Annotated in this window: 15 protein-coding genes; 12 read left to right on the forward strand and 3 right to left on the reverse strand. The window is 62.0% G+C overall.

All coding sequences use genetic code 11. From position 1 onward, the window contains the following. Positions 1 to 16 precede the first annotated feature (16 nt). The 12 genes from tssC (at position 17) to AB4Y35_RS33060 (ending at position 16,925) form a co-directional block, all read left to right on the forward strand. On the forward strand, positions 17 to 1,510 hold the full coding sequence (tssC, locus tag AB4Y35_RS33005; protein ID WP_368695606.1) for a type VI secretion system contractile sheath large subunit: 1,494 nt from the start codon (positions 17 to 19) through the stop codon (positions 1,508 to 1,510). A 142-nt stretch (positions 1,511 to 1,652) separates the two neighbouring features. Beyond that, positions 1,653 to 2,156 (forward strand): type VI secretion system tube protein Hcp, encoded by a 504-nt coding sequence (locus AB4Y35_RS33010; protein ID WP_324162172.1) that lies wholly within the window; start codon positions 1,653 to 1,655, stop codon positions 2,154 to 2,156. Positions 2,157 to 2,237: 81 nt separating this feature from the next. Next, positions 2,238 to 2,717, forward strand: coding sequence for a type VI secretion system baseplate subunit TssE (tssE, locus tag AB4Y35_RS33015; protein WP_324162170.1), 480 nt, complete (start codon positions 2,238 to 2,240; stop codon positions 2,715 to 2,717). 69 nt (positions 2,718 to 2,786) lie between these two features. Then, positions 2,787 to 4,625 carry a type VI secretion system baseplate subunit TssF gene (gene tssF, locus AB4Y35_RS33020; protein WP_368707727.1) on the forward strand — a complete coding sequence of 613 codons (1,839 nt, stop codon included), beginning with the start codon at positions 2,787 to 2,789 and terminating at the stop codon, positions 4,623 to 4,625. After that, on the forward strand, positions 4,589 to 5,674 hold the full coding sequence (gene tssG / locus AB4Y35_RS33025) for a type VI secretion system baseplate subunit TssG (RefSeq protein ID WP_368707728.1): 1,086 nt from the start codon (positions 4,589 to 4,591) through the stop codon (positions 5,672 to 5,674). Before tssF ends, tssG begins: the two co-directional genes overlap by 37 nt. Positions 5,675 to 5,705: 31 nt before the next feature. Beyond that, positions 5,706 to 8,366, forward strand: coding sequence for a type VI secretion system ATPase TssH (tssH, locus tag AB4Y35_RS33030; protein ID WP_368707729.1), 2,661 nt, complete (start codon positions 5,706 to 5,708; stop codon positions 8,364 to 8,366). A 75-nt stretch (positions 8,367 to 8,441) separates the two neighbouring features. After that, positions 8,442 to 9,563: a type VI secretion system protein TssA gene (tssA, locus tag AB4Y35_RS33035; RefSeq protein WP_368707730.1), complete on the forward strand. Its 1,122-nt coding sequence runs from the start codon at positions 8,442 to 8,444 to the stop codon at positions 9,561 to 9,563. Positions 9,564 to 9,641: 78 nt separating this feature from the next. Then, a complete protein-coding gene (locus tag AB4Y35_RS33040; RefSeq protein WP_368707731.1) occupies positions 9,642 to 12,209 on the forward strand; it encodes a type VI secretion system Vgr family protein in 2,568 nt (855 codons plus the stop codon). 28 nt (positions 12,210 to 12,237) lie between these two features. Next, positions 12,238 to 13,047 (forward strand): DUF4123 domain-containing protein, encoded by an 810-nt coding sequence (locus AB4Y35_RS33045; RefSeq protein ID WP_368707732.1) that lies wholly within the window; start codon positions 12,238 to 12,240, stop codon positions 13,045 to 13,047. Between the two features lie 32 nt (positions 13,048 to 13,079). Then, positions 13,080 to 15,650 (forward strand): T6SS effector BTH_I2691 family protein, encoded by a 2,571-nt coding sequence (locus tag AB4Y35_RS33050; RefSeq protein WP_368707733.1) that lies wholly within the window; start codon positions 13,080 to 13,082, stop codon positions 15,648 to 15,650. A 7-nt stretch (positions 15,651 to 15,657) separates the two neighbouring features. Further along, entirely contained in the window at positions 15,658 to 16,644 is a 987-nt protein-coding gene (locus AB4Y35_RS33055) for a DUF6708 domain-containing protein (RefSeq protein WP_368707734.1), read from the forward strand. Then, positions 16,641 to 16,925: a PAAR domain-containing protein gene (locus AB4Y35_RS33060; RefSeq protein WP_368707735.1), complete on the forward strand. Its 285-nt coding sequence runs from the start codon at positions 16,641 to 16,643 to the stop codon at positions 16,923 to 16,925. The genes AB4Y35_RS33055 and AB4Y35_RS33060 overlap by 4 nt, the downstream gene beginning before the upstream one ends. Before the next feature lie 41 nt (positions 16,926 to 16,966). Here the strand turns inward: AB4Y35_RS33060 and AB4Y35_RS33065 are convergent, their stop codons facing one another. Genes AB4Y35_RS33065 through tssM form a run of 3 tightly spaced genes read right to left on the reverse strand, consistent with a single transcriptional unit; the run spans position 16,967 to position 22,765 of the window. After that, the gene (locus tag AB4Y35_RS33065) at positions 16,967 to 17,914 is read right to left on the reverse strand and encodes an OmpA family protein (RefSeq protein ID WP_368707736.1); all 948 of its coding nucleotides are present in this window, start codon (positions 17,912 to 17,914) and stop codon (positions 16,967 to 16,969) included. Beyond that, positions 17,898 to 18,908, reverse strand: a complete 1,011-nt coding sequence (gene tagF / locus AB4Y35_RS33070) for a type VI secretion system-associated protein TagF (RefSeq protein ID WP_342948813.1) — start codon at positions 18,906 to 18,908, stop codon at positions 17,898 to 17,900. Before tagF ends, AB4Y35_RS33065 begins: the two co-directional genes overlap by 17 nt. Beyond that, positions 18,905 to 22,765 carry a type VI secretion system membrane subunit TssM gene (tssM, locus tag AB4Y35_RS33075; protein WP_368707737.1) on the reverse strand — a complete coding sequence of 1,287 codons (3,861 nt, stop codon included), beginning with the start codon at positions 22,763 to 22,765 and terminating at the stop codon, positions 18,905 to 18,907. The genes tagF and tssM overlap by 4 nt, the downstream gene beginning before the upstream one ends. Positions 22,766 to 22,895: the final 130 nt, after the last annotated feature.

Raw genomic sequence — 22,895 nt, forward strand, 5'->3', positions numbered from 1 at the left:
GCGAGGGGAGATCGACATGAATCAGCAGACTGGCGCAGTTCGCGTACCGGTCCTGGGAGAAGCCCAGGCCGCGCCCTCGTTGCTCGACGAGATCGTCGAAAAGAGCAAGGTGGCCAAATCCGAATCCGAGCACGCGCGCGCGAAAGACCTCATCGGCGAGCTCGTGCATCAGGTGCTGGACGGCACCGTGATCGTCTCGAACAATCTGTCCGCGACGATCGATGCCCGCGTGGCCGAACTCGACCGCCTGATCTCGGCGCAGCTGAGCGCCGTGATGCACGCGCCGGAATTCCAGGGGCTGGAAGGCACCTGGCGCGGCCTCGAGTATCTGTGCAAAGAGAGCAATACCGGCTCGACCATCAAGATCAAGGCGCTGCACGCGCCCAAGCGCGACATCGTGCGCGACTTCAAGACCGCCGTCGAATTCGACCAGAGCGCGCTCTTCAAGAAGATCTACGAAGAAGAGTTCGGCACGTTCGGCGGTGCGCCCTTCGGTGCGCTGATCGGCGACTACGAAGTGACGCGCCAGCCCGAAGACATGTACTTCATCGAGCAGATGTCGCATGTCGCGGCGGCGGCGCATGCGCCGTTCGTCGCGTCGGCGTCGCCGGAACTGCTCGGGCTCGAGTCGTTCGCCGACCTCGGCAAGCCGCGCGATCTCGGCAAGGTGTTCGACACCGTCGAATACACGAAGTGGAAGTCGTTTCGCGACGCGGAAGATTCGCGCTACGTGGGTCTCACACTGCCGCGCTTTCTCGGCCGCCTGCCGTTCAATCCGAAGGACGGCGCGACGGCGGAAGGCTTCAATTTCGTCGAAGACGTGGACGGCACCGATCACGCCAAATACCTGTGGTGTAACGCCGCCTGGGCCTTCGCGGCGCGCCTGACCGCGGCGTTCGACGACTTCGGCTGGTGCGCGGCGATTCGCGGCGTGGAAGGCGGCGGACTCGTGGAAGACCTGCCCACGCACACGTTCAAGACCGACGACGGCGAGATCGCGCTGAAATGCCCGACCGAAATCGCCATCACCGACCGGCGCGAAAAGGAACTGAGCGACCTCGGCTTCATTCCGCTCGTCCATTGCAAGAACTCGGACTACGCTGCGTTCTTTGCCGCACAGTCAGTGCAAAAGCCCAAAAAATATAGTACCGACAACGCGAACGCGAACGCCGTGCTTTCGGCACAGCTGCAGTACATCTTCTCGGTGTCGCGCGTGGCGCACTATCTGAAGGCGATGATGCGCGACAAGATCGGCAGCTTCGCATCCGCGCAGAACGTCGAAGTGTTCCTGAATCGCTGGATTTCGCAGTACGTGCTGCTCGACGACAACGCCTCGCAGGAGCAAAAGGCGCAGTTTCCGTTGCGCGAGGCATCGATCCAGGTCAGCGAGATTCCGGGCAAGCCGGGTTCGTACCGGTCGGTCGCGTTCCTGCGGCCGCACTTCCAGCTCGACGAACTGTCGATTTCGCTGCGGCTCGTGGCGGATCTGCCGAAGCCGGCTAATTCGTAAAGCCGCGCAAGCGTGCGAATGAGTTGAGCCGGAGCGGTCCGCCGTTGATCCGCGGATCGTTCCGGGAAGCAACCCGAGGAATCGCCCTCGGGCCCGCGTTAGCAAACTACTGTAAACCACCACTCTGGGGAGTCGAGGCGTTATGAAGGACATCTATCTAAAATTCGGCAATCCGGCCATCAAGGGCGAGTCGCAGGACAAGGACCATGCCGGCTGGATCGAAATCGATTCGTGGAATCACTCGATTCTGCAGCCGCGTTCGGCAACGGCCTCGACGGCCGGCGGTCACACGGTCGAGCGCTGCGAGCATGCCGACATGCGCTTCCTGAAGGACATCGACGTGGTGAGCCCGCTGCTCTATCAGCACGCTTCGGGCGGCACGACCTTCGACGAAGTCACGATCGACTTCATGCGCTCGGACGGCGAGGGCAACCGCATCAAGTACCTCGAAATCAAGCTCAAGTACGTGATCATTTCCAGCATCACGCCGGAAGTGATCGGTGAAGGGCTGCCGACGGAGCAGTTCTCGCTGAAATATGCGGCCGTGCAGTGGAAGTACACGCAGCAGAAGATCGGCGGCAACCAGGGCGGCAATGCGCAAGGCGCATGGAGCCTCACGAAGAACGACAAGACCTACGCGGTCTGACGCGGCGTGCGCAGGCGGCGCGCGCGCGATCGCGTGCACTGCCTGCGCAAGTTTTCTTGTTGATCGACTCTATTTGAACCGATGAAGCGTTTCGAGCCAGGACTGCTCGACAAGCTCTTCGACGACGATCCGCATTCGCCGGCACCGGCGGCAGTGCGGCAGTTTTCGATCGAAGAGCTCAAGGGGACCGTTGCGCGCGATCTGGAGTCGATCCTGAACTCGCGCATCGCGTTCACCGAGCACGAACTCGCGATGTTGCCCGAGTGCCGCCGTTCGATCCTGACCTACGGGCTGAACGATTTCGCGGGCTTGAGTCTTGCGAGCCATTACGATCGCGCGTTCATCTGCAAGTCGATCCAGCAGGCGATCGAGCGGCACGAGCCGCGTTTGCAGCGCGTAACGGTTACGCTCGAACTGAACGAGCGCTCGACCAACGCACTGTACTTCGCGATTCAGGCGTTGCTGGTGGTGCATCCGGCGCAAGAGCCGGTGAGTTTCGACGCGATGCTGCAGCCTTCGACGCTGCAGTATTCGGTCTCGCGCGCACGCGCAAAAGCATGATGCGGCCGCGACCGGCGGCGCGCGACATGGCATGAAACAAAGGTAGTTTTGGGGGGCGGGAGCGTACCGATGGAAGAGCTGTTGCCGTATTACGAGCGCGAATTGTCGTTCCTGCGGCGTTATTCGCGCGAATTCGCACAGCGCTACCCGAAGATCGCGGCCCGCCTCGCGATGACGGGGGAGCACTGCGAAGACCCGCACGTCGAGCGGATGATCGAGTCGTTCGCGTTACTCGGCGCACGCATCAACAAGCGCCTCGACGACGATTATCCGGAGTTCACCGAGGCGCTGCTGGAGGTGCTGTACCCGCACTATCTGCGCCCGTTCCCCTCGTGCTCGATCGCCCAGTTCGGCGCTGCGGGCACGCTCGGCAATCTCACCGAGCCGGCCGTGATCGAACGCGGCACGGAACTGAAGTCGCGGCCGATCCGCGGCGTGCAATGCCGCTTTCGCACCGCCTATGATGTGACGCTCGCGCCGATCCGCATTTCGGAGGCGCGCTACGTGCCTGCGGCGATCGCACCGAGCGCGACCGTGCTCCCGCCGAATGCAACCGGCATCCTGTCGATCACGTTCGAATCGACGTCGCCGCAGTTCGACCTCTCGGTGTGGAGAAGCGGCGGGCTGCGCACTTACCTGCACGGCGAGCAGTCGTTCATCGCGGCGCTCGGCGACTGCCTGTTCGTGCACGCGATCGCCGCGTACGCCGAGCCCGAACGCAACGGCCGCTGGCGCGCGCTCTCCGTGCTGCCATTCGCGCAGGCCGGCTTCGACGTGGCCGACGCGCTGATCGACTATCCCGCGAAATCGCACCCCGCGTACCGCCTGCTCACGGAGTATTTCGCGTTTCCGGACAAGTTCGATTTCGTCGACTTCGACCTCGCGGCAATGACCGCCGCGGCCGGCCGCTGCCAGCGGCTCACGCTCCATATCGTGCTGAAGGACGTGCGCGGCGACTCGCACGTGGCGCGCTTGCTCGACGCGCTCGCGGCGCACCACCTGCGGCTCTTCTGCACGCCCGTGGTGAACCTCTTCAAGCAGCACGGCGAGCCGATTCGCCTCGATCATCAGGCGGTCTCGTATCCGGTGGTGGCAGAGGGGCGGCGCGCGTTCGCCTATGAGGTCTATTCGATCGACTCCGTGCAACTGGTACGGCAGCGCGCGCACGAAGAAACGGTCGTCGAGTTCCGGCCTTTCTATTCGCTGCGGCATGGCGAATCGATGCGCGCCGGCCACTACTGGTTCGCCCGGCGCGACGAAGCCGTCGCGCAAAAGAGCCCGGGCTACGAAACCGAAATCTCGATCGTCGACATCGACTTCGAAGTCGATACCGAGCAAAACGAAACATTGAGCCTCGAGCTGACCTGTACCAACCGCGATTTGCCCACGGCGCTCGCGACCGGACTCGAAGGCGGCGATCTGTTTCTGGAGGGCGGCGCGATTGCGAGCAGCATCGCGCTCCTGATGCGGCCGACGCCGTGCGTGCGTTTCGAGCGCCGCCAGGCCGCGCACTGGCGGCTCATTTCGCATCTCGCGCTCAACCACGTCTCGCTCGTGAACCACGGCGCCACCACGCTCAAGGAAATGCTCGCGCTCTATGACCTGCGGCGCACGGCGGTGTCGGCGCGGCACGTGGACGGCATTGTCGACGTCGAGCAGCGTGCCGCCGTGCAATGGCTGCCCGGCAAGCCATTCGCGACTTTCGTGCGCGGCATCGAGATCCGCCTGACCGTCGACGAGGATCACTTCGTCGGCACGAGCCTCGGAACGTTCGTACGCGTCATCGACGTGTTTTTCGGGCTTTACGTGCACATCAACAGCTTCGTGCAACTGGTCGTCGTCTCGCGGCGCACCGGCGAGGAGATCATGCGATGCAGTCCCCGCAGCGGCGAATCGATTCTGGCGTAATCGAGCGGCTGCTCGAGGAACCGCACCGCTTTGGTTTTTTCCAGGCGGTGCGCCTGCTCGAACGCTGGTTCGTCGACAAGGCCGGCGCGCGGCAGCGTGACGTGCTCCCACAGCGTATCGGCTTTCGCAACACGCTGTCGCTTGCATTTCCGGCCAGCGAAATCGCGGGCGCCGTGTCGTATGACGCGGCTGGCGCGCCACTGGCCGATGCCGGCCAACGCACGGCCGCGCTCGATGCGGGCGAACTCGAACGCGTGGATCTCACGCCCGCGTTCTTCGGGCTGCTGGGCGCGCAAGGCGCGCTGCCGCTGAACTATACCGAGCAGATCGTCGCGCGCGAACAGTTGCGGCGCGACCGCGCGGCGCGCGAGTTCTTCGACGTGTTCTCGAACCGCGCCACGGCGCTGTTCTATTCGGCGTGGAAGAAGTACCGGCTGCCGTTGCACTACGAGCTCGATCGCGACGAACGCTATCTGCCGCTGCTGCTCGCGCTTGCGGGCGTGGCCAACGATGCATCGCGCGAGAGCCTGCAGGACGGCGGCGGCGCGCTCTTCGACGAGGCGATCGCGGGTCATGCCGTGGCCGCGCGTCATCAACCGGTTTCCGCCGCGTATCTGCGCCAGACGCTCTCCGACTATTTCGGCGTGCCCGTGCAGGTCGAGCAGTTCGTGGGCAAGTGGTACGACGTGCCGCCCGACCAGCTTTCCATGCTCGGCCAGCGCAACGTGATGCTCGGTGCAACGGCGCTTGCGGGCGAGCGCGTCTGGCAGCGCGACATGCGTGCGCGCCTCGTGATCGGGCCGCTTTCGAAGACCGACTACGAGGCCTTCCTGCCGGGCGCGGAACACGCGCTCGCGCTCGAACGCATGCTCACGCTGCTCGCGCGCGTGACGCTCGAATACGAGGTGCTGCTGGTGCTGCGCCGCGAGGAAGTCGGGCCAAGCCGCCTGGGCGCCGGCGCGCGTCTGGGCTGGGATGCCTTCCTGTGCACGCACGAAGCCGACCGCGACCGCCGCGACGCGCGCTACGAACTGCACGTCATTCATTGAACACACGAGACCCGAGGCCGGACCGGACCACATGAGCACGCCCCTGAAAACCCTGATCGCGAAGCTGAACACGACTTGCCGGCTGGCTACCGAGCGTGCGGCCAGTGCGTGCCTGTCGCGCGGGCACTACGAAGTGGACCTCGAACATGTGCTGCTCGCGCTGCTCGAGGAACCGGCCAGCGACCTCGCATGCGTGCTGCGTGCGTCGCGCGTCGATGCGCATGCGCTGCGTGCGGATCTGGAGCGCGAACTGCAACGGCTCAAGACGGGCAATACGCGCACGCCGGTGTTCTCGCCGCATCTGATCGCGCTGTTCGAGCAGGCCTGGCTGATCGCGTCGCTCGACTCGCAGATCGGGCGCATCCGTTCCGGTCATCTGCTGCTCGCGCTGTTGAGCGCGCCCGATCTTGCGCAGTTCGCGCAGCGCATGTCGGCGCGTTTCGCCGAGGTTCCCGTCGGCGAACTCAAGCATCGTTTTGATGAAGTGACGCAAGGTTCGGTCGAGGTCGAGCCGGGGGAAAGCACGAGTGAAGTCGACAGTGAAGTTGCTAGCACAACGAGTGTAGCTCCTTCGAAAACGCCCGCGCTCGATACCTACACGGCCGACCTGACTCAGCGCGCGCGCGAAGGTCTTGTTGACCCTGTGATCGGACGCGAAGCGGAGATCCGCCAGGCCATCGACATCCTGATGCGCCGCCGCCAGAACAACCCGATCCTCACCGGCGAACCGGGCGTGGGCAAGACGGCCGTCGTGGAAGGGCTCGCACTACGCATCGCCGCGGGCGATGTGCCAGAGGCGCTGAGCGGCGTTGCGCTGCGCGTGCTGGACATGGGGCTGCTGCAGGCCGGCGCGAGCGTGAAGGGCGAGTTCGAGAACCGTCTGAAAAGCGTGATCGACGAGGTGAAAAAGAGTGCACAGCCCATTGTGCTCTTCATCGACGAGGCGCATACCATCATCGGCGCAGGCGGTCAGGCCGGCCAGAACGATGCGGCGAACCTGCTCAAACCCGCGCTCGCACGTGGCGAGCTGCGCACGATCGCCGCGACGACGTGGAGCGAGTACAAGCGCTACTTTGAGAAAGATGCGGCGCTGGCGCGGCGTTTTCAGGTGGTCAAGATCGAGGAACCCGACGAAACGCTTGCGGCGGCCATGCTGCGCGGCATGGTGGGGCTCATGGAGCGCCACTTCGACGTGCGCATTCTCGACGAGGCGATTACCGAAGCCGTGCGGCTTTCGCACCGGTATATCAGCGCGCGGCAACTGCCCGACAAGGCCGTGAGCGTGCTCGATACCGCGTGCGCCAGGGTGGCGCTCGCGCAGGGCGCGACGCCTGGTGCGATCGATGACGGCAAGAAGCGCATCGAACGTATCGAAGCGGAGATCGCCTCGCTCGAGCGGGAAACCGTGCATGGCGCCGAGCATGAGGAGCGCCTCGTGGCGCTGCGCGAGGCGCGCGACGCTGCCGCTCGCGAACTGGCGGAAAGCGAGGCGCGCCACGCCGAGGAGCGCGAACTCGTGGCGCAGATCACGAAGCTGCGCGGCCAGATCGATGCGGCGCGCGAAGACAGTACGTCATCCGAACGAATGCGCGAAGCCGATGCCGCGCGCGAATCGTTGCCGCCGCTCATCGCGCGCCTGCACGCGCTGCAACAGAACGCGCCGATGGTGCCGCTGCAGGTCGATGCGCACGTGGTGGCGGAAATCGTTGCTTCATGGACCGGTATTCCGCTTGGCCGCATGGTGAAGGATGAAATCCAGACCATGCTGAATCTTCATCCGCTGCTGGCCGAGCGCGTGATCGGCCAGGATCACGCGCTCGAAGCCATTGCGCAGCGCGTGCGGACGGCGGGCGCGAATCTCGAGGATCCCAACAAGCCGCGTGGCGTCTTCATGTTCGTGGGACCGTCCGGCGTGGGCAAGACGGAGACGGCGCTCGCATTGGCGGACATTCTCTACGGCGGCGAGCGCAAGCTCATCACCATCAACATGAGCGAGTATCAGGAGGCGCACAGCGTATCGGGCCTGAAGGGCTCGCCGCCCGGCTATGTGGGCTATGGCGAGGGTGGCGTGCTGACCGAGGCCGTGCGCCGCAATCCATATTCGGTCGTGCTGCTCGATGAAGTGGAAAAGGCCCATCCCGACGTGCTGGAAATGTTCTTCCAGGTTTTCGACAAAGGCACGATGGACGACGCCGAGGGGCGTGCGATCGACTTTCGCAATACGCTTATCATCCTTACGTCGAATGTGGGATCGACTGCTGTCATGCAGGCCTGCCTGAACAAGCCCGATGAAGAACTGCCCGACGCTGAGGCGCTGGCAGAGCTGCTGCGCCCGCAACTGTACAAGTCGTTCAAGCCCGCTTTCCTCGGCCGTATGAAAGTCGTGCCGTACTACCCGATTTCCGACGATGTGCTCGCGGAAATCATCGAGCTGAAGCTGGAACGCATTCGCCGCCGCGTCGAGGCGAACCACGGCGCTACGTTCGAATGGGACGAGTCGCTCGTCGATGCGGTGCTTGCGCGATGCACCGAAGTCGATTCGGGCGCGCGCAACGTCGATCACATTCTGAATGGCACGCTCTTGCCGGAACTCGCACAGCAGATTCTGGAGCGCATCGCGCAGGGCACGTCGCTCGCGCGCGTGAGCGTGCGCGCCGATGAGTCGGGCGAGTTCGAGTACGCGGTGCAATGACCATGACCATGTCCATGAAACGCGGCCGCCATGCTTCGCTCGAAGCCCGCCGCCTTAGCCCTTATGTACAACGCCATGTCGACTGACACGACCGCGCTGCTAGCGCCCATTAATGAAGCGTCGCCGTGCGGCGCCGACCTGCTGTTTTCGGCGGATTTCGACGCGATCCAGCATGCACGCCGTTTCGACGACCCGTCGCTCGACCAGGGCGAGTGGATCACCGAGATCAAGGAAGCCGACTGGCCTTTCGTGGTCGAGCGTTGCACGGCGCTGCTGCGCACGCAGACGAAGGACTTGCGGCTCGCCGTGTGGCTTACCGAGGCGCTCGCCATTCAAGAGGGCGTGCCGGGGCTCACGCAGGGCTATGCGCTCCTGACTGGACTTGTCGAGCAGTATTGGGAGCAGGTGCATCCGCTACCCGAAGGCGACGACACGGAATATCGACTTGGTAACGTCGCGTGGCTCGCGGGGCGCACGGCTGAATTGCTGCGCTCGGTGCCGCTCACGCAGTCGGGGGTGGCGTTTAGCGCGATCGACTGGGATGTCGCGATGCACGTCGCGCAGGCTGTCAAGCGCGATCCGGATCACGCGGACGATATCGCGCGCGGCAAGCCTTCGGTGGAGCAGATCGATGCCTCGAAGCGGGCCACGCCGGCAGCTTTCTATAGAACGCTGCTTGGGCAACTGAAGACCTTCGAAGCGGCTCTCGCAGCGCTCGACACGGTGCTCGAGGCTCGCGCAGGTGATGCCGCGCCTAGCTTCCGGCAAGCGCGGGAAGCCTGCGAGAGCGTGTATGGACTTGCAGAGCGGTTCGCGCGTGACGTGGGCGTGAACCTGAATGCGGAGGCTTTGGAGCCGGCCGTGCCGCCTGTCGCTTCGCCCGTGGCTGTCGAACGCGCAGAGCCGAGCTTCAAGACACCTTTGGCCGTTGAGGACACCATGGCGAATCCGATTCGAATGCCGGTCCGCACCTACGCGGGCATACAGAGCCGTGCCGAAGCCGTTGCGCAACTGCGCGCGGTAGCGGTCTTCTTTCGCGAGACCGAGCCGCATAGTCCTGCTGCCTATCTCGCAGACAAGGCGGCGGAATGGGCGGAGATGCCGCTGCACAAGTGGCTTTCGACCGTGGTGAAAGACGATGGCACGCTCGCGCAGATTCGCGAGATGCTGGGTGTGAAGACGGATGATGCGGGTTGAAGGTGTTGATTCATTCGTTTGTCGTTTTCGGAATTCGGCGGCGCTCAAGGGCGCTCCAGAAGTGACGGAGTCAATCAAATGGCGGAAGCGGACGTAATCGATCAAATACGCTCGGGCGTGCTCCAGAACAGCCGTCTGCTCAAGCTCGACACGCCCCTCGGCAGCGATATGCTGCTGGTCCAGCGTGTGGTCGGGAAAAGTCGCGTAGGGCGCGACTATGACTTCACGCTCGATGTCGCTTCGTTGAGCGATTCGATCGAACTGAAGAGCCTGATTGCGCAACCGGTTACGCTCTGGTTGCAGCAGACCGACAAGTCGTACCGGCCAATGAACGGCTATGTTCATACGGCGCGTCGACTCGGCTCGGATGGCGGGTTCACGAGCTATCAACTGGTTCTTTCGAGCTGGATGCATTTTTTGCGCTTTCGAAAAGACGCGAGAATTTTTCAGGAGAAAGCTGCGGACGCGATTATCGAAGCGATATTCGCAGAACATCCGCAAGCGGCTGGAGCGTATCGGTTCGAGATCGCCAAGCCGGCTCCAGTACGCTCGTTTTGCATGCAGTACGAGGACGACTACCACTTCGTACACCGGTTGATGGAATCGGAAGGCTGGTTTTGCGCGGTCGAGCAGACTTCGGATGGCAAGTCGCATACGCTTGTCATCACGGACGACGTTTACTCGCTGAAGCCGCTTTCGCCACAGCAAGTGGCGTTCTACCGTTCGAGCGTGGCGAGCGAAACGGATGCACTTGTGCAGTGGGTTGGCACGCGCGAGCTTCAAAGTACGAGCTATACGTTTAGTACCGTCGATTACAAGGCACCGCAAACGCCTAAAACGCAGAGCATTCCGACGAAGAGTGATCAAGGCGGATTGCCCGATCAGGCGGAGGTGTACGAGTACGGAGGTGCATATAGGTACGCTGACGGCAGCCGGGGCGAAGACATCAGCCGCTTTCGCATGGAGGAGTGGGAATCCCGAGCCAAACGATTCTTCGGTACGGGCAGTGTTCGCGGCATGGATGCCGGGCGATGGTTCGAGTTCACCAGCTATCCGGAATATGCAAACGAATCGGCTTCGAACTGCCAGTTTACGGTGATCGAGGCTCGGTGGTACATCGAGAACAATCTCGCGGTCGGCGGCAATGTACAACCGTATCCGTTCAGTTTGCAAAATGAACTGGAACGTGTTCGATCCGCGCATCAGGGCACGAGTAGCGGTGCGGCGAATCCCTATGCCGTAGCGTTGGCGGACGCGATAACGGGTGCCTCATCCAGCTCAGCGGCGAGCGCCGGCTTCTTTCTCGTTGAAATCGAAGCTCAGCGCCGGACTGTGCCCTTCCGCAGTCCGTTCGACCACAGGAAGCCGGTGCTTTCCACGCAGACTGCCACGGTCGTCGGTCCATCTGGCGAGGAGGTCTACACCGACAGCCTGAATCGCGTGAAAGTCCTGATGAACTGGGACCGTTCGAGCAACAGGGAAGATGCGTCGTGCTGGATGCGGGTTATGTCCACCCATGCAGGCAGCAATTTCGGCGGCGTGTATGTGCCGCGCATTGGTCAGGAAGTTGTGGTGACTTTCCTGGACGGCGATTGCGACCGGCCGCTCATCAGTGGGGCAGTGTTCAACGGGAACCAGACGCCGCAGTGGCATACGCAGGGCACGATGTCCGGGTACAAGTCGAAGGAGTACAAGGGCCAAGGGTTCAATCAACTTGTTTTCGATGACACCACGGGGCAGAACCGCTCGCAGCTTTTCAGTTCCAGCGCAAACTCGTATCTGCATCTGGGCCATCTGGTTGCTCAGCAGGACAATACCCGGGAGGCATTCCTAGGGACGGGCTTTGACCTCAAGACAGAGGCATACGGCGCGGTGCGCGCGACGAAGGGCCTGTACCTTTCGACCTTCACGCGCGGCGGGACGGCCAGCGAGCCACTCGATGTCAAGGAAGCCAATACCCACTTGACCGATTCAGCGGCCATCATGGAGGCCCGGTCCGATTCGGCGGCGGCTGTTCAGGCAGAGGGTCTAAGCGATGGACACGACGAACTTGCCGCGTTCGCGAACGCTACACAGCAGTCTCAAACCGGGAGTTCCGGAACAGGCGATAGCAGTGCAAATGGGTTTTCCGAACCCGTGATGGTATTGGGAAGCCCGAACGGCATCGGCCTGACATCGCTGAAATCGATTCATGTGACGTCGCCCGAACACGTGAATGTTGTGAGCGGCGGGAACAGCTACATTGCTGCAAGCAAGTCTTTCATCGCAAGCGTGGGCCAAAAGATCAGCCTGTTTGCACAAGGCGCAGGCATGAAGCTCTTTGCTGGCAAGGGCAAAATTCAGGTCATGGCGCTCGCGGACAATCTCGAACTCACCGCAGACAAGACGCTAAAGATCGCGTCCAGCTCGGACGCTGTCTCAGTGACCGCACAGAAGGAAATTACGCTTTCAGCGGGGGGCGCAACGATTCGTATTGCGGATGGCGCGATTCACATTCACGCGCCAGGGGCACTGGATTTCAAGGGTGCGAGCCACACGTTTGCTGGGCCCGAAGGCGACAATGCGGCGAACGTCGTTCCTGCATCCGCGTCGTGCGCGTCGCAATTTGCCAGCGCCGCGCAAAGTGGCGCGGCGCTGGTTACCTGATACGGCAGAACTGACGCGCTATTTAACTATGAACACATACGTCATTGCAGAGCCAAGCAACGGGGAACTCGATTTCGGAGACGCCCCCAACGCCTACCGCGTGGGCGAACTTGTGCCGCAGGCGAAGCCTGACCTCGAAGGGGTTGCTCCGGTGCTGATGCGGCTTGAGCACGCTGAACGGCAGCTTTCGCGTGTCATCGAAGTCGCCGAAATTGCCCATGGCAGTGGGCGTCCTCCGATGGTCTGCGCGATTATCGAGTCGGATATTCGGACAGATAGACTGCACGAGCATCTTGCCAACGCGCTGCTAATCACTCGTCCCGGCGGAAGTCACGCGGTGTTTCGATACTATGACCCGCGTGTTTTCGGCCACTTGCAATGGATTCTGGACTCGGTCCAATTGCAATCGCTATTGGGGCCCGTTTCCCGATGGAGGTGGCTCGACGAAGGCGGGCGCTGGCAGGAAGTGCTTGCAAGTGGTTATCGGCAGATCGACTTGACATTTTCGGACGAACAATTCAAGCAGCTTGAACGGCTGAGTCTGGTCCGGAAAGCACTGGAGACGGTAGCGGCGGCGGGTATGCAAGCAACGCCTGAGGTTGCGCGGCAACTTGACCGGATGCTACTCAAGGCGGAGCGCTACGGACTTCCCCTCGAAGACCAGATTCCTTTTGCGCTGCACGGGATGCTTGTCGCCCCTAACTTTGACCAGCATCCCCAGGTTCAGGCGGTTCTGGCGATGGTGAACGAGACGCCGTACACCGAGGCTGTCGTGAACTGGACCGATGAGATGTGGCTTCGGGTGGGCAAAGAGAGCGCCCGCTACCCTTACCAGTAACCGAAAAAGACAACTTGTTTTTAGGGGGTCGTATGGCTGAAGCCAGTATGCCGAGTGTCAGTGCTATTACGAAGTCTGCAGCAGCAGCAGGCGCTCCTGCGGCTCAATGCAACATGTGCCAGAAGAAAGGCTTGCCGATTCTGCCCGTCCGGTATTCGGCTGTGGGAACCCATGACATGCACGGCCTTGAGGGTGTCCCCGTAGTGAGCGGCAGTTTTGGGGCGCACGTCAAGAATATTGCCTCTCGCAACGCGCAGTACACGTTGCGCTCTATGCGCTATGGGTTCATCTACATCTTCTACCCGAAAAAGTCCGTGTGGAAGTGCTTTGCGGTAACCAGGGAAGGCAACTGCTACGAGTACCCCATTGAGGGCGGTCTCGACCGCTCGACCGAGAAGCCTTTTTCCTGTACACAGACAGGACACCCGGAACTGGCGCAATGCATCACGATCGAAAGCCCTGATAAGGCGGGCACCGTCTACATGGCGTTCAGTGATGTTGAATGGACGAAAGCGGTGCGCGATGCCTATGCACATGATTCTGACGGCTGCCGCAGCAAGCGTATGCAGGCTTTCAACGCGTCTGCATGGCACGCGAAGCCGGGCCATGCGCCACACGCTGCTTCGCATAAGGATGTTCATCAGCACGTCGCTGAATACAAGGGTGGGGCGGAAAAGGCGTTCTTTGCTTCGCCCTTTCCCTATAAAGACCGCTCCGGGGAAAAGGATGCGCTAAGTACGGCCATGGATCATATCGCCCCAGACAAGGGGGCGGTTTTTGCCCTATGGGACCCCATCGGTATCACACAGGAACTCAACATTGAAAATCACGCTGCCTATGGATTCATAGCAGCCGACCATGAGTGGGGTGAATGGTCTGCGAGCATGGTCCTGAACTTCAAGGAAGCAGTTGAAAAGGGCGCGGTTGAAGACGATCAACGAGCGGAGGATATGGCCGAAGGGCAGGTGGCGTCGGCGTTCGCGATCAGATCGCTATTCGATGGCGGCGCCCAGGCGGACAAGACGATCAACCAGATGCGAGCATCGGACGCGGCTGGACTTGGCAAGGTCAAGGAGGACGCGTGGGAGAAGTACAAGGAGTCCGTGAGTGACACGGCTGCGAAGGAATACCTGAACAAGATGCATGAGAACTACGACAAGGCACAGCAGCATGCATGGTTGCCGCTGTCGCAGGACTACACGGCTTGGCTCGGCTCTCCGAATCTGGCCCACGTCTTTCAGTACGACTACGATGAGAGCCACTATCCGAGCGGCATGGTCTATGAAAGCATATTTACCAGCTGCATTACGGGAGCCTGCGCGCGTCGGGAGTCTTACGATCTGATGACAGCCTGGCTCAAGGGCGAAGTCGATGACAAGCGCAATCTTGCGCTGCGGGCCTTGACACTGAATCAGAAACAGAATGGCGACAGGCTTCAGGCTGCAGGCAATTACCGGTACATTGAACTGCGGGAAACCTGCGCCAAAGCTATCGAAGCATGGTTTCAAGCGGCGCAGGTGACGATGGAGAAGACCTATCCATCGCTTTTCACGAACTTCTACAAGTCCGGCGCAAAGCTCATCTACGAGCTGGGCGCCCCCATTGCCAAAGTCGTAGCAGATGAAGTGGATAGTCTTGCCGCCAAAACCTTGATTCTTTCGATGAGTGCCCGCAGCGGCAAGGTTATCCTTCACCAACCGACAGAAGGTACCCCGGCGCAGAGAATCAAGTATCTCGCGCGCCAAATGTGGGAACTCACCCCAGCGGATAAGCGACCGAGCAAGAAAGAGTTCAATGCAGCATTTTACAAGCAGTTTACGACGAAAACACCGGAAGGCAAGGTGACGACGGTTCCGCAATACATTGTTGTGGACAAGGAGAACCTCCAGAGCACGGTCGCGACAAGTGCACAAAATGCTGCCCAGAAAATTATAAATCCGGCCAACAAGGTGATTCTTACAGACGAAGTCGTGGAAACGAAATTCATTCCGTCGTTCCGAAAAGTGATGGAAGGAGAACCCTCGGTAACAAGCATCGGTGCTGTTTTCGCGTTTGTTAATATCTTCCTGTCCTACAAGGACTATCAAAATTCGACGCACTTCAACAGTACGGAAACTCTCTCAAAATTCATCGCTTCTGGCGCGGCGTTTGTGGGTTCCATCGCAATGACGGCGAGTAAAGTACTCGAGAAACTTGAGAAGAACAAGGCTTTGATTCCGGCGAGGTTGAAGCCGTATGTCTCGGCGGAATGGATTAAAAGATCATCATTCTTGGGGCGAATGCTTGCGGCCCCAGCTGCGTTTATCGGCGCGTACTATGATTACCAGAATGCGAAGGAGCAATGGGAGGCCGGTCATATTGGGCTTGCTGTCGCTTACACCATATCGGCCGGGGTAGGGGTTGTCCTCGGCGTTCTTGCGTTGGCCAACATTGCCACAAGCTGGGTGCTTCCCCTTGGGCTACTGCTTTTGGCGGTAGGGCTGATAATCTACTTTCTGAAGGAGCGGGAATTGTTAGAATTTCTTGGCCGCAGCTACTTTGGCAAAAGCAAAGAAAAGTATCAGTCTCTTCAGGAAGAGCAACACGCGTACAACGCATTGTGAGGTTTGCATGGCATTCGACGGAAACATTTGGATTAAGCTTCGGCGGCCGCTATCCGACTGGGAGAAGAATCAACATCTCAAGGTGGATGCCCCAGCGAGCAAAGGTGCACGCCCGGGACACTCTGTGTTCGACATAAATGACATCTTTCTCGAGATGAGTGATGTGATGTTCCTCGAACGGGGCGTGATTACGTGGGGTGGGCCGTGGCTGTTAGCGGGAGCTTTCTTGCTCGTTCACTTCTGCATCTTTGCATTCACGACGCCGCCGCGCGGTGTACACGGCGGTGAGCTTGTATTCGCCTACGCCTTTGTCGCCTGTTTTTCAGTATTTTCCCTCGCACTTCTGGCGTTCATTCTTTGGTTGCTGCACCTCGAGAATTTTACGTGGACCCGAAGACCCGTGCGCTTTTACCGGCAAACCCGAATGGTCCACGCGTACCGTGGAGCGGGCTCCAGGGAAGTCATCTCCGTCGCATGGGAAAAGGCTCACTTCTTCATTGAGAAACGACCCCGCGACGCCATCGTGCGCGCAATACCATACGTCTTGCGCTGCCATGTTCTCGACGAACGCTCTAACGTCGTTCAATCGTTCTCCATCGGCCCGCGCCTATTGTCATTTGACGATGAGACCACTGAGGCGGGCGCGGCCACGATTGAGCGTCTCAGGGAGCGCCTTGAATTCATCCGCCGATATATGGAAGGCGGTCCTACAGCCGTTGTGGTTGACGAATTTCTGCCCACAACGACCTCTTTTGCTGCCGCTCGCTGGATCGCCACCTGCGATGACAAGATTCTGATTGATCAGGGAAATGGCGACATGGTCAAGAGGACGGCTCCATTGGGCTATCTCCAGTCTGTGTGTGCATGGCTCAGCTGGAAAACATGCAGGGAGCCGGTCTGGCCTGAGGCAATACAGGAGTCGCAGAAGCCCGGCACATTCGTGGCAAGCGCCACCAAAGTCGGATCAGAGAAAAATCTCAGGGAGCAGATATGACTCGCAAATTCATACTGAAAGACGACAAGACCGATCACAACGGCGTCGTGATGGAAGGCATCGAGGGGTCCTCGTTCTCCGGGAGACCGATGACCTATATCGGAGCGCCCGTCATGTGCCACACCTGCAACACCCAAGGTGTCATCGTGTCAGATGGAACTCCGCACACGCTGACGGTAATGGGGAAACAGGTCGCTCTCGAAGGCGACCTGTGTCAGTGCCACTGTCAACCCCAGCCGAAGCTCGTGGCATCGCAAACCACGGGAACGCTTTCCGCCTGAAGCGATTTGTGCTTGCGATGATCGGCCCGAGGACCGGCCCCCTACAACCCCGCCCGAAACTCAATCCGCCGATTCCTTGCCCGCCCATCACTCGTATCGTTCGACGCAATCGGCTGATCAGGACCCACACCCGTCGCCGTCATCTGTTGCGGCGAGATCCCCTTGCCGACGAGATAGCCCTTAACAGCATCGGCACGCGCCTGGCTCAGCGCAATATTCGAAGTGCGATTGCCCGCGTTGTCCGTATGCCCAATGATCGCCACCGTGCGCGTATTCATCTTCACAAGCACGGCCGCCATCTGATCGAGAATCGCGCGGCCTTGTGGCGTGAGCGTCGCGCTGCCCGTTTCGAACTCGATCGTGCGATTCGCGAGCGTCTGATCTAGCAGGCCCTGCTCGGATGCGCTCACACGCAACCCATTGCGAATCGTATAGGTCGGATTGAGCGCGGTGGCCATGTCGCTCGCGATCTGCTGGCGCGCGGCCTCGTTGCCCACCTCGCCGCGCACGTCTATTTGCGTGCCGTCGATCTTCAGCTGTCCTTTGTGGATCTGCTTGAGCTGCGCGTTGAGCAGCTTCTGCACGTTGTCCGACCAGTTGGGCGGCGTCGCAACGTCGCCCACTTCGATCTGATCCACGACGTTCGCCGCGCCATAGGTTTCGCGCAGGCGAGCGAGCACGGCCGCATGCGTGGCTTCGTCGGGTACCTTGCCGCCTGCCACGACCTGACCGGGCACCGTATCGACGGGCGCTGGCGTTGACGTGGCGGTCGAGCGAGGCACAGTGGCAGCAGTAGAGGCCGTCGGGTTCGCCGCAGGAAGCTCAGTCGTGCTGACCTGCGCGCCGCTGTTGTTCACGGGCGTGACGCGAGCAGGGCTCGCATCGTCAGCCCACGCGTTCGCGCCAGCGAACCCGAACACGCCAGCCGCGAGCGCCGCAACCACCGCAGTACGCACAGGAATCCGCGCCCGTTTATCCGCGCCGCGCATGCCCAGCCTCCCCAACGAACGCTTCCTGGAACGTATCGATCGCAAGACGCAGCGACAGTTGCGGCTGATCGAGGTAGCTGACGAGTTTGCTGATGCCATGGTCGCTTTGTGCGTGACCGTCGATCCATTCGGGATCGTCGATATCGATGTTGTGGGCGGCGTAGGTTTGCGGATCGACCACGCTGTGCAGGGTTCGGGCCGAGGCGCCGTTGAAGCCGACGATGAGCCGCTCGCGCTGCGCGATGGTGCCGATGAAGATAGCGAGCTCGAAGTCCGCCTTCGAAACGAACGGCGCGATCAGCTCCAGCCAGAATGCGGCCACGAGGCTGCGGTAGAACGGGTCGACCGGCAGCGGCAGCGTGAGGCCGCGCTCCAGATGCGAGGAGCCGCTCGTCATCACGGGCCGCAGCAGCGAGCCCAGCGCGAGCATCGCGCCGCGCAGGCGCACGGGGTGGCCGCTCGCGAGCAGCATCCGCTCGAGGCCTTCGAGCGTCTGGTGTTCGACGAAGTCGTTGAAGGTGCCGTCGTGCGGGTTGCCCACGCCGCCCACATCCACGGGCACCTGGGTTTCGCCGAGCGCGTGCAGCGCGCCCGCCGGTTCGCTCGTGCCAAGGAGCGGCTGCATCTGCTGCGCGGCGCGCGACCAAAGCCGCGCGAAGGCGAGCGGGCTGCGCGCGAGAAAGGCGAGCGGCTGCTCGACTTCGAGCGCGGTGGCGGCGAGAAACGGAAAGCGCCGCGACGACTGGTCCTGGCTCGCCACCATGTGCCCGGCGATCGCGAGTTTGCTCTGCGAGCCGAGAAACGCGAAGTGCATGGGCTGCGCTTCGGCATAGACGATCTTCCAGCGCGGGTCGTCGGCGAGCAGTTCCATCGCCTGTGCGATCCAGCGGTCCAGTGTCTGTAGCAACTGCGGATTGTGCGCACTCTTGACGAAGTCGCCGCGCGACGGAATCTTGCCGAAGTACGCGATCTGCGCCTGAACGGACTGCGTCATTGCGCGGTTCCTCCTGTCTGAGTGGGGGCCGCCGATGTTGTCACGGCAGCCACGGCGGCGGGCGACGCACTCGCGCCGGCCGCAGGGTTGGCAGCCGCACTGTTCATTGTCCCGACGCTTGCAATCGAAGAGGGCAGCTGCACGCCGCTCAAGCCTTGCTGCTGCGGCGCGTTACTGCTCGCAGCCGTGGGCTGCGAGGTGCTGACGATGCGCATGCTCACCGACACGGTCACGCTGCCTTGCGTCCACGAAAGGTCGAACGTGCCGTCCGGATGGCGCGTGCGCTGTGCCGAGTTGATGAGCTTCTCCAGGCCGTAACGTCCCGGCTCGTTGACGAACTGGATCGTGCGACCGTCGAATGTGGTGGCCGAGAGCGTCGCGCCCGGCGCGCCCTGCGGATTGGGCCAGACGAAGTTCGTCCACTGCGGCGGCGTGTTGCGGTAGCGCATTTGCTGGCCGTCGATCGCAATCGTGTACTCGGTCGTGCCGCTCGAAGGCTGCGGCAGGATCTGGAACACGGTCTGCGGTTCGGACGATCCTTGTCCCGCGCCCGCCGCGCCGCCCGCGAGCGGCGCCACCCAGCGCGCGAAGCCGTTCGTGAAGTCGGGCGTGAGCGTGAGGCCCATGTCGCCCCAGGTGCGTGCGGAGAGCGTGTCGCCGCGGCGCACGGCGAGCGGTCCGAGCGTCGTGCCGACGAACTTCGAGATCGCACCCTCCGGCCCGAACATCTGGGCGATTTCGCTTGCGCCGGCCTCGATCTTCGCGCTGCCCGCAAACGGGTACTTGTTCGCGAGCGAGGCCTGGAACGGTTGGTACACCTGTGCATTCCATACCTTGTTCACTTCCACGCTCGCGGGCTGGATCACCACGGCGTAGGCCTGCATGAGCGGGCGCACGAGCAGCGGACGCAGGGCCTTCTTCTGCGCGTCGGTCAAGCCGGTGAGCATCTGCTCGTCGACGAGCTTGAGCGAATCGGAAAGTTCGGAGCCGTTGCCGTCCAGCGTCTGTTGCATGAGCTGACGTGCGCCCGGTCCCGGGTCGCCCTGATTCTTGATGACGTTCAGACGCGTGCGCACCTTCGAGAGCGAATCCATGTAGCCGCCGAGCAGCGACGCGTTGTCGTGCGTCACGACCATGCGGCCCAGACCCGCGAATGCCTGGCCGATCGGACCCATCGAAGGCTCGACCGGATTGCCGTTGAGGTCGAGATTGGCCGTGGCAGTGTTGCCCGACATGCGCGAGAACCACTGCTTGACCCAGCCCGTCACGCCGCTTTCCGCGCGCTTGATGCTCACGCTCGCGAGCGACGGGTTGTCCCACGAAGTCTGGTCGTACGCGGTTTCGAGGATCTTGCGGATCGGCGAATCCTGCGGGTCGCCCAGGCGATTCATCGCATCGACGGCCTGGCCGAACGTGCCGAAGTCCTGCACGGCAATGCCCTGCATGAACTTCTGCCAGTTCTGCGCGTACTCGGTCTTGTACATCGACACCAGCGCCTTCTGGATCTGCTCGGGGCTGCCTTCGAGCGTGAGATCGTCTTGCGCGGAGGTGTTGAGCACCCAGTCCTTCGCTTGCAGTTCCTTCGTCGCGGCGTCGCGGATCGCGGGCTGCACGTACTGGAACCACGCCTCGCGCGTGAAGGTGCCGGAAATCGCATAACTGCCCGCAATCAGCGAGGTATTCGTATCGCCGACGATGCGCGCCACCGTCATGGGCGCGAAGCGCGTGGAGGCGCGCGCCTTGATCTCCTCGTACACGCGCTGACGCGCCGGCATGCCGCGCACCACGTGGCGCAGGTTTTCGCGCGTCTGGTCGACGAGTGCGAGGTTCGCGTCGATCATCGGCCAGTCGTCGTCGGATACGCGTGCGAGGTAGAACGTGATCATGCGCTCGGCGCTCTTGATCATCTCGTCGCGAGGCATGTTGCCGCGATTCGTTTCGAGCCAGCCGCGCCAGAAGCGCGCGATCTGGTCGGTCAGGTGCGCGGCCTCGACGTGACGCTTGTCGGAGAGCATCAGGTAGGTCTTGAGCGCGTTGTAGGCATCTTCGACGCTCGTGGGCGAGGCCGCGCTATAGAGGCCGCCCTGGCTGCTGCCCGCCATCGCCGTGTGCGCGGAGACGGGGATCGCACCCGAATCGGGCGTATGCGACATCGGCGCGAGCAGTTCGGGATGCGCGTCCACGTCCTTGAGGAACGAGGCGAGATTCTGCGAGACGGGCGTCAGCATGATCTGCCGTACGCCGCTGTAATACTCCTCGAGCAGATGCTGTTCGAGCCGGTCGCCCTGGTAGAGTCCGAGCGAAACGGCGAGCGGGCGGTCGCGGCGGAACTGCTCGAGCTGCTCGATGCGGTCTTCGAGAATGTCCATGGCCTGCAGGCGCGACTGCAGGTCGTTGCGGTTCTGCTGGAGGCGCTCGACGTTGTCGAGGTCGGCCTGCACGTTCGCCACGAGCTGCTGGTTGCCGATGGTCGACCACGTCCAGCCGCCCAGCGCGAGCGCGAGCACCGCGACGAAGCCGAAGAATGTGGCATAGCGCAGACGCGTCTTGGCGGGGCTCGCGAACTGCTTCACCGTTTGCCGGTCCGCGAAGATCACTTTCGAAAACAGATCGCGCAGGAAGAAGCCGTTTTTGGAAAACGCGCTATGCGGCTTGGGCAGACCTTCGGCGGAGAGCACGAAGCGGTTGGCAATGCGCTGCGCGGCGGCGCTGCTGGTTTCGCCTTCCTGCAGCGCGCTCGTGAAATAGAAGCCGCGGAAGATCGGCTTGTACTGGAACGGGTTGTTCTCGAACAGCGTGGCAAGGAACGCGCGCAACGCCGGCTTGATCGCCGAAAATTCGAGCGGGAAGCTCAGTTGCCCGGGCGAGAGCTGCTTGCCGCGGCTGAGCGACATCTGCGCGATGCTGATTTCCTTGAGGCCTTCGTAAAGCTCTTCGAAGCGCTCGTCGAACAGCGCGACGATATCGCGCTTCTCGTCCGGCTCGTAGGGCAGGGTGGCGCCCCACACGCGGTCGTACTCCTGGCGGTCGTTGCTGCTGAAGAATTCGGTGAAGCCGGTAATCAGGTCGGCCTTCGTGAACATCACGTACACGGGCGCGAACACTTCGAGCTTCTCGGTCAGTTCCTGCACGCGCTGGCGCAGGTTCTTCGCGAGGTTGATGGCGAACTCGGGGCGGTTGCCCGTGAGTTCCGCGATGCTCGCTGTGACGATGATGCCGTTGATCGGCGCTTTCGGACGATGGCGCTTGAGGAGGCCGAGAAAGCCGAGCCATTCGCTGCGGTCTTCCTCGTGGACCGAATAGCGGCCCGCCGTGTCGAGCAGGATGCCTTCGGTCGTGAAGAACCAGTCGCAGTTGCGCGTGCCGCCGATGCCGTGCACCACGGCGTCGTGCTTGTCGGCGAAAGGGAACTGCAGGCCGGAGTTCAGCACGGCGCTGCTCTTGCCGGCCGCCGGATTGCCGATGACGATGTACCACGGCAACTCATACAGCGCCGAGCCGCCCGAGAGCTGGCCGATCTTCGAGGTCTTGATGGTCTTGACGGCGTCGACGAGCCGCGTGCGCAGCGTGTCCAGCTCCGCCTGCCTGGCGGGCGCGGCTGCCGGCGCCGCGGCGTTGTCGGTCTGCGCCTGCTGCTCCAGCATGTCGCCGAGCTTGCGGTTCGCGCGCCGCACGCGCGCGCGGCGCCAGAGCCAGAACACGAGCCAGAGCACGAACAGCGCGCCCAGCACGGCGGCGGGCCAGACGGGGCTCATTTGCAGTGCATCGGCCGCGATGAACAATGCGGCCGCGAGCGCGATCACGCCGACGACAGAGAGCGTGCGCGTGTTTGTCAACACGTTGAAGAAGCGTTGCATAAGCCGTTCAGGTCCTGGTGCCTTGGGTGCTGTTTGTCGTGGTGTGCGGTGTCGTCACGCAGCAAGAGGTTTTGCCGCCCGGCAGAATGAATGAACGCCCCATAAACTCCCCATTTTTTTCCCGCTGCGC

Source organism: Paraburkholderia sp. EG286A (assembly GCF_040965375.1).
In the GTDB taxonomy this organism is placed as follows: domain Bacteria; phylum Pseudomonadota; class Gammaproteobacteria; order Burkholderiales; family Burkholderiaceae; genus Paraburkholderia.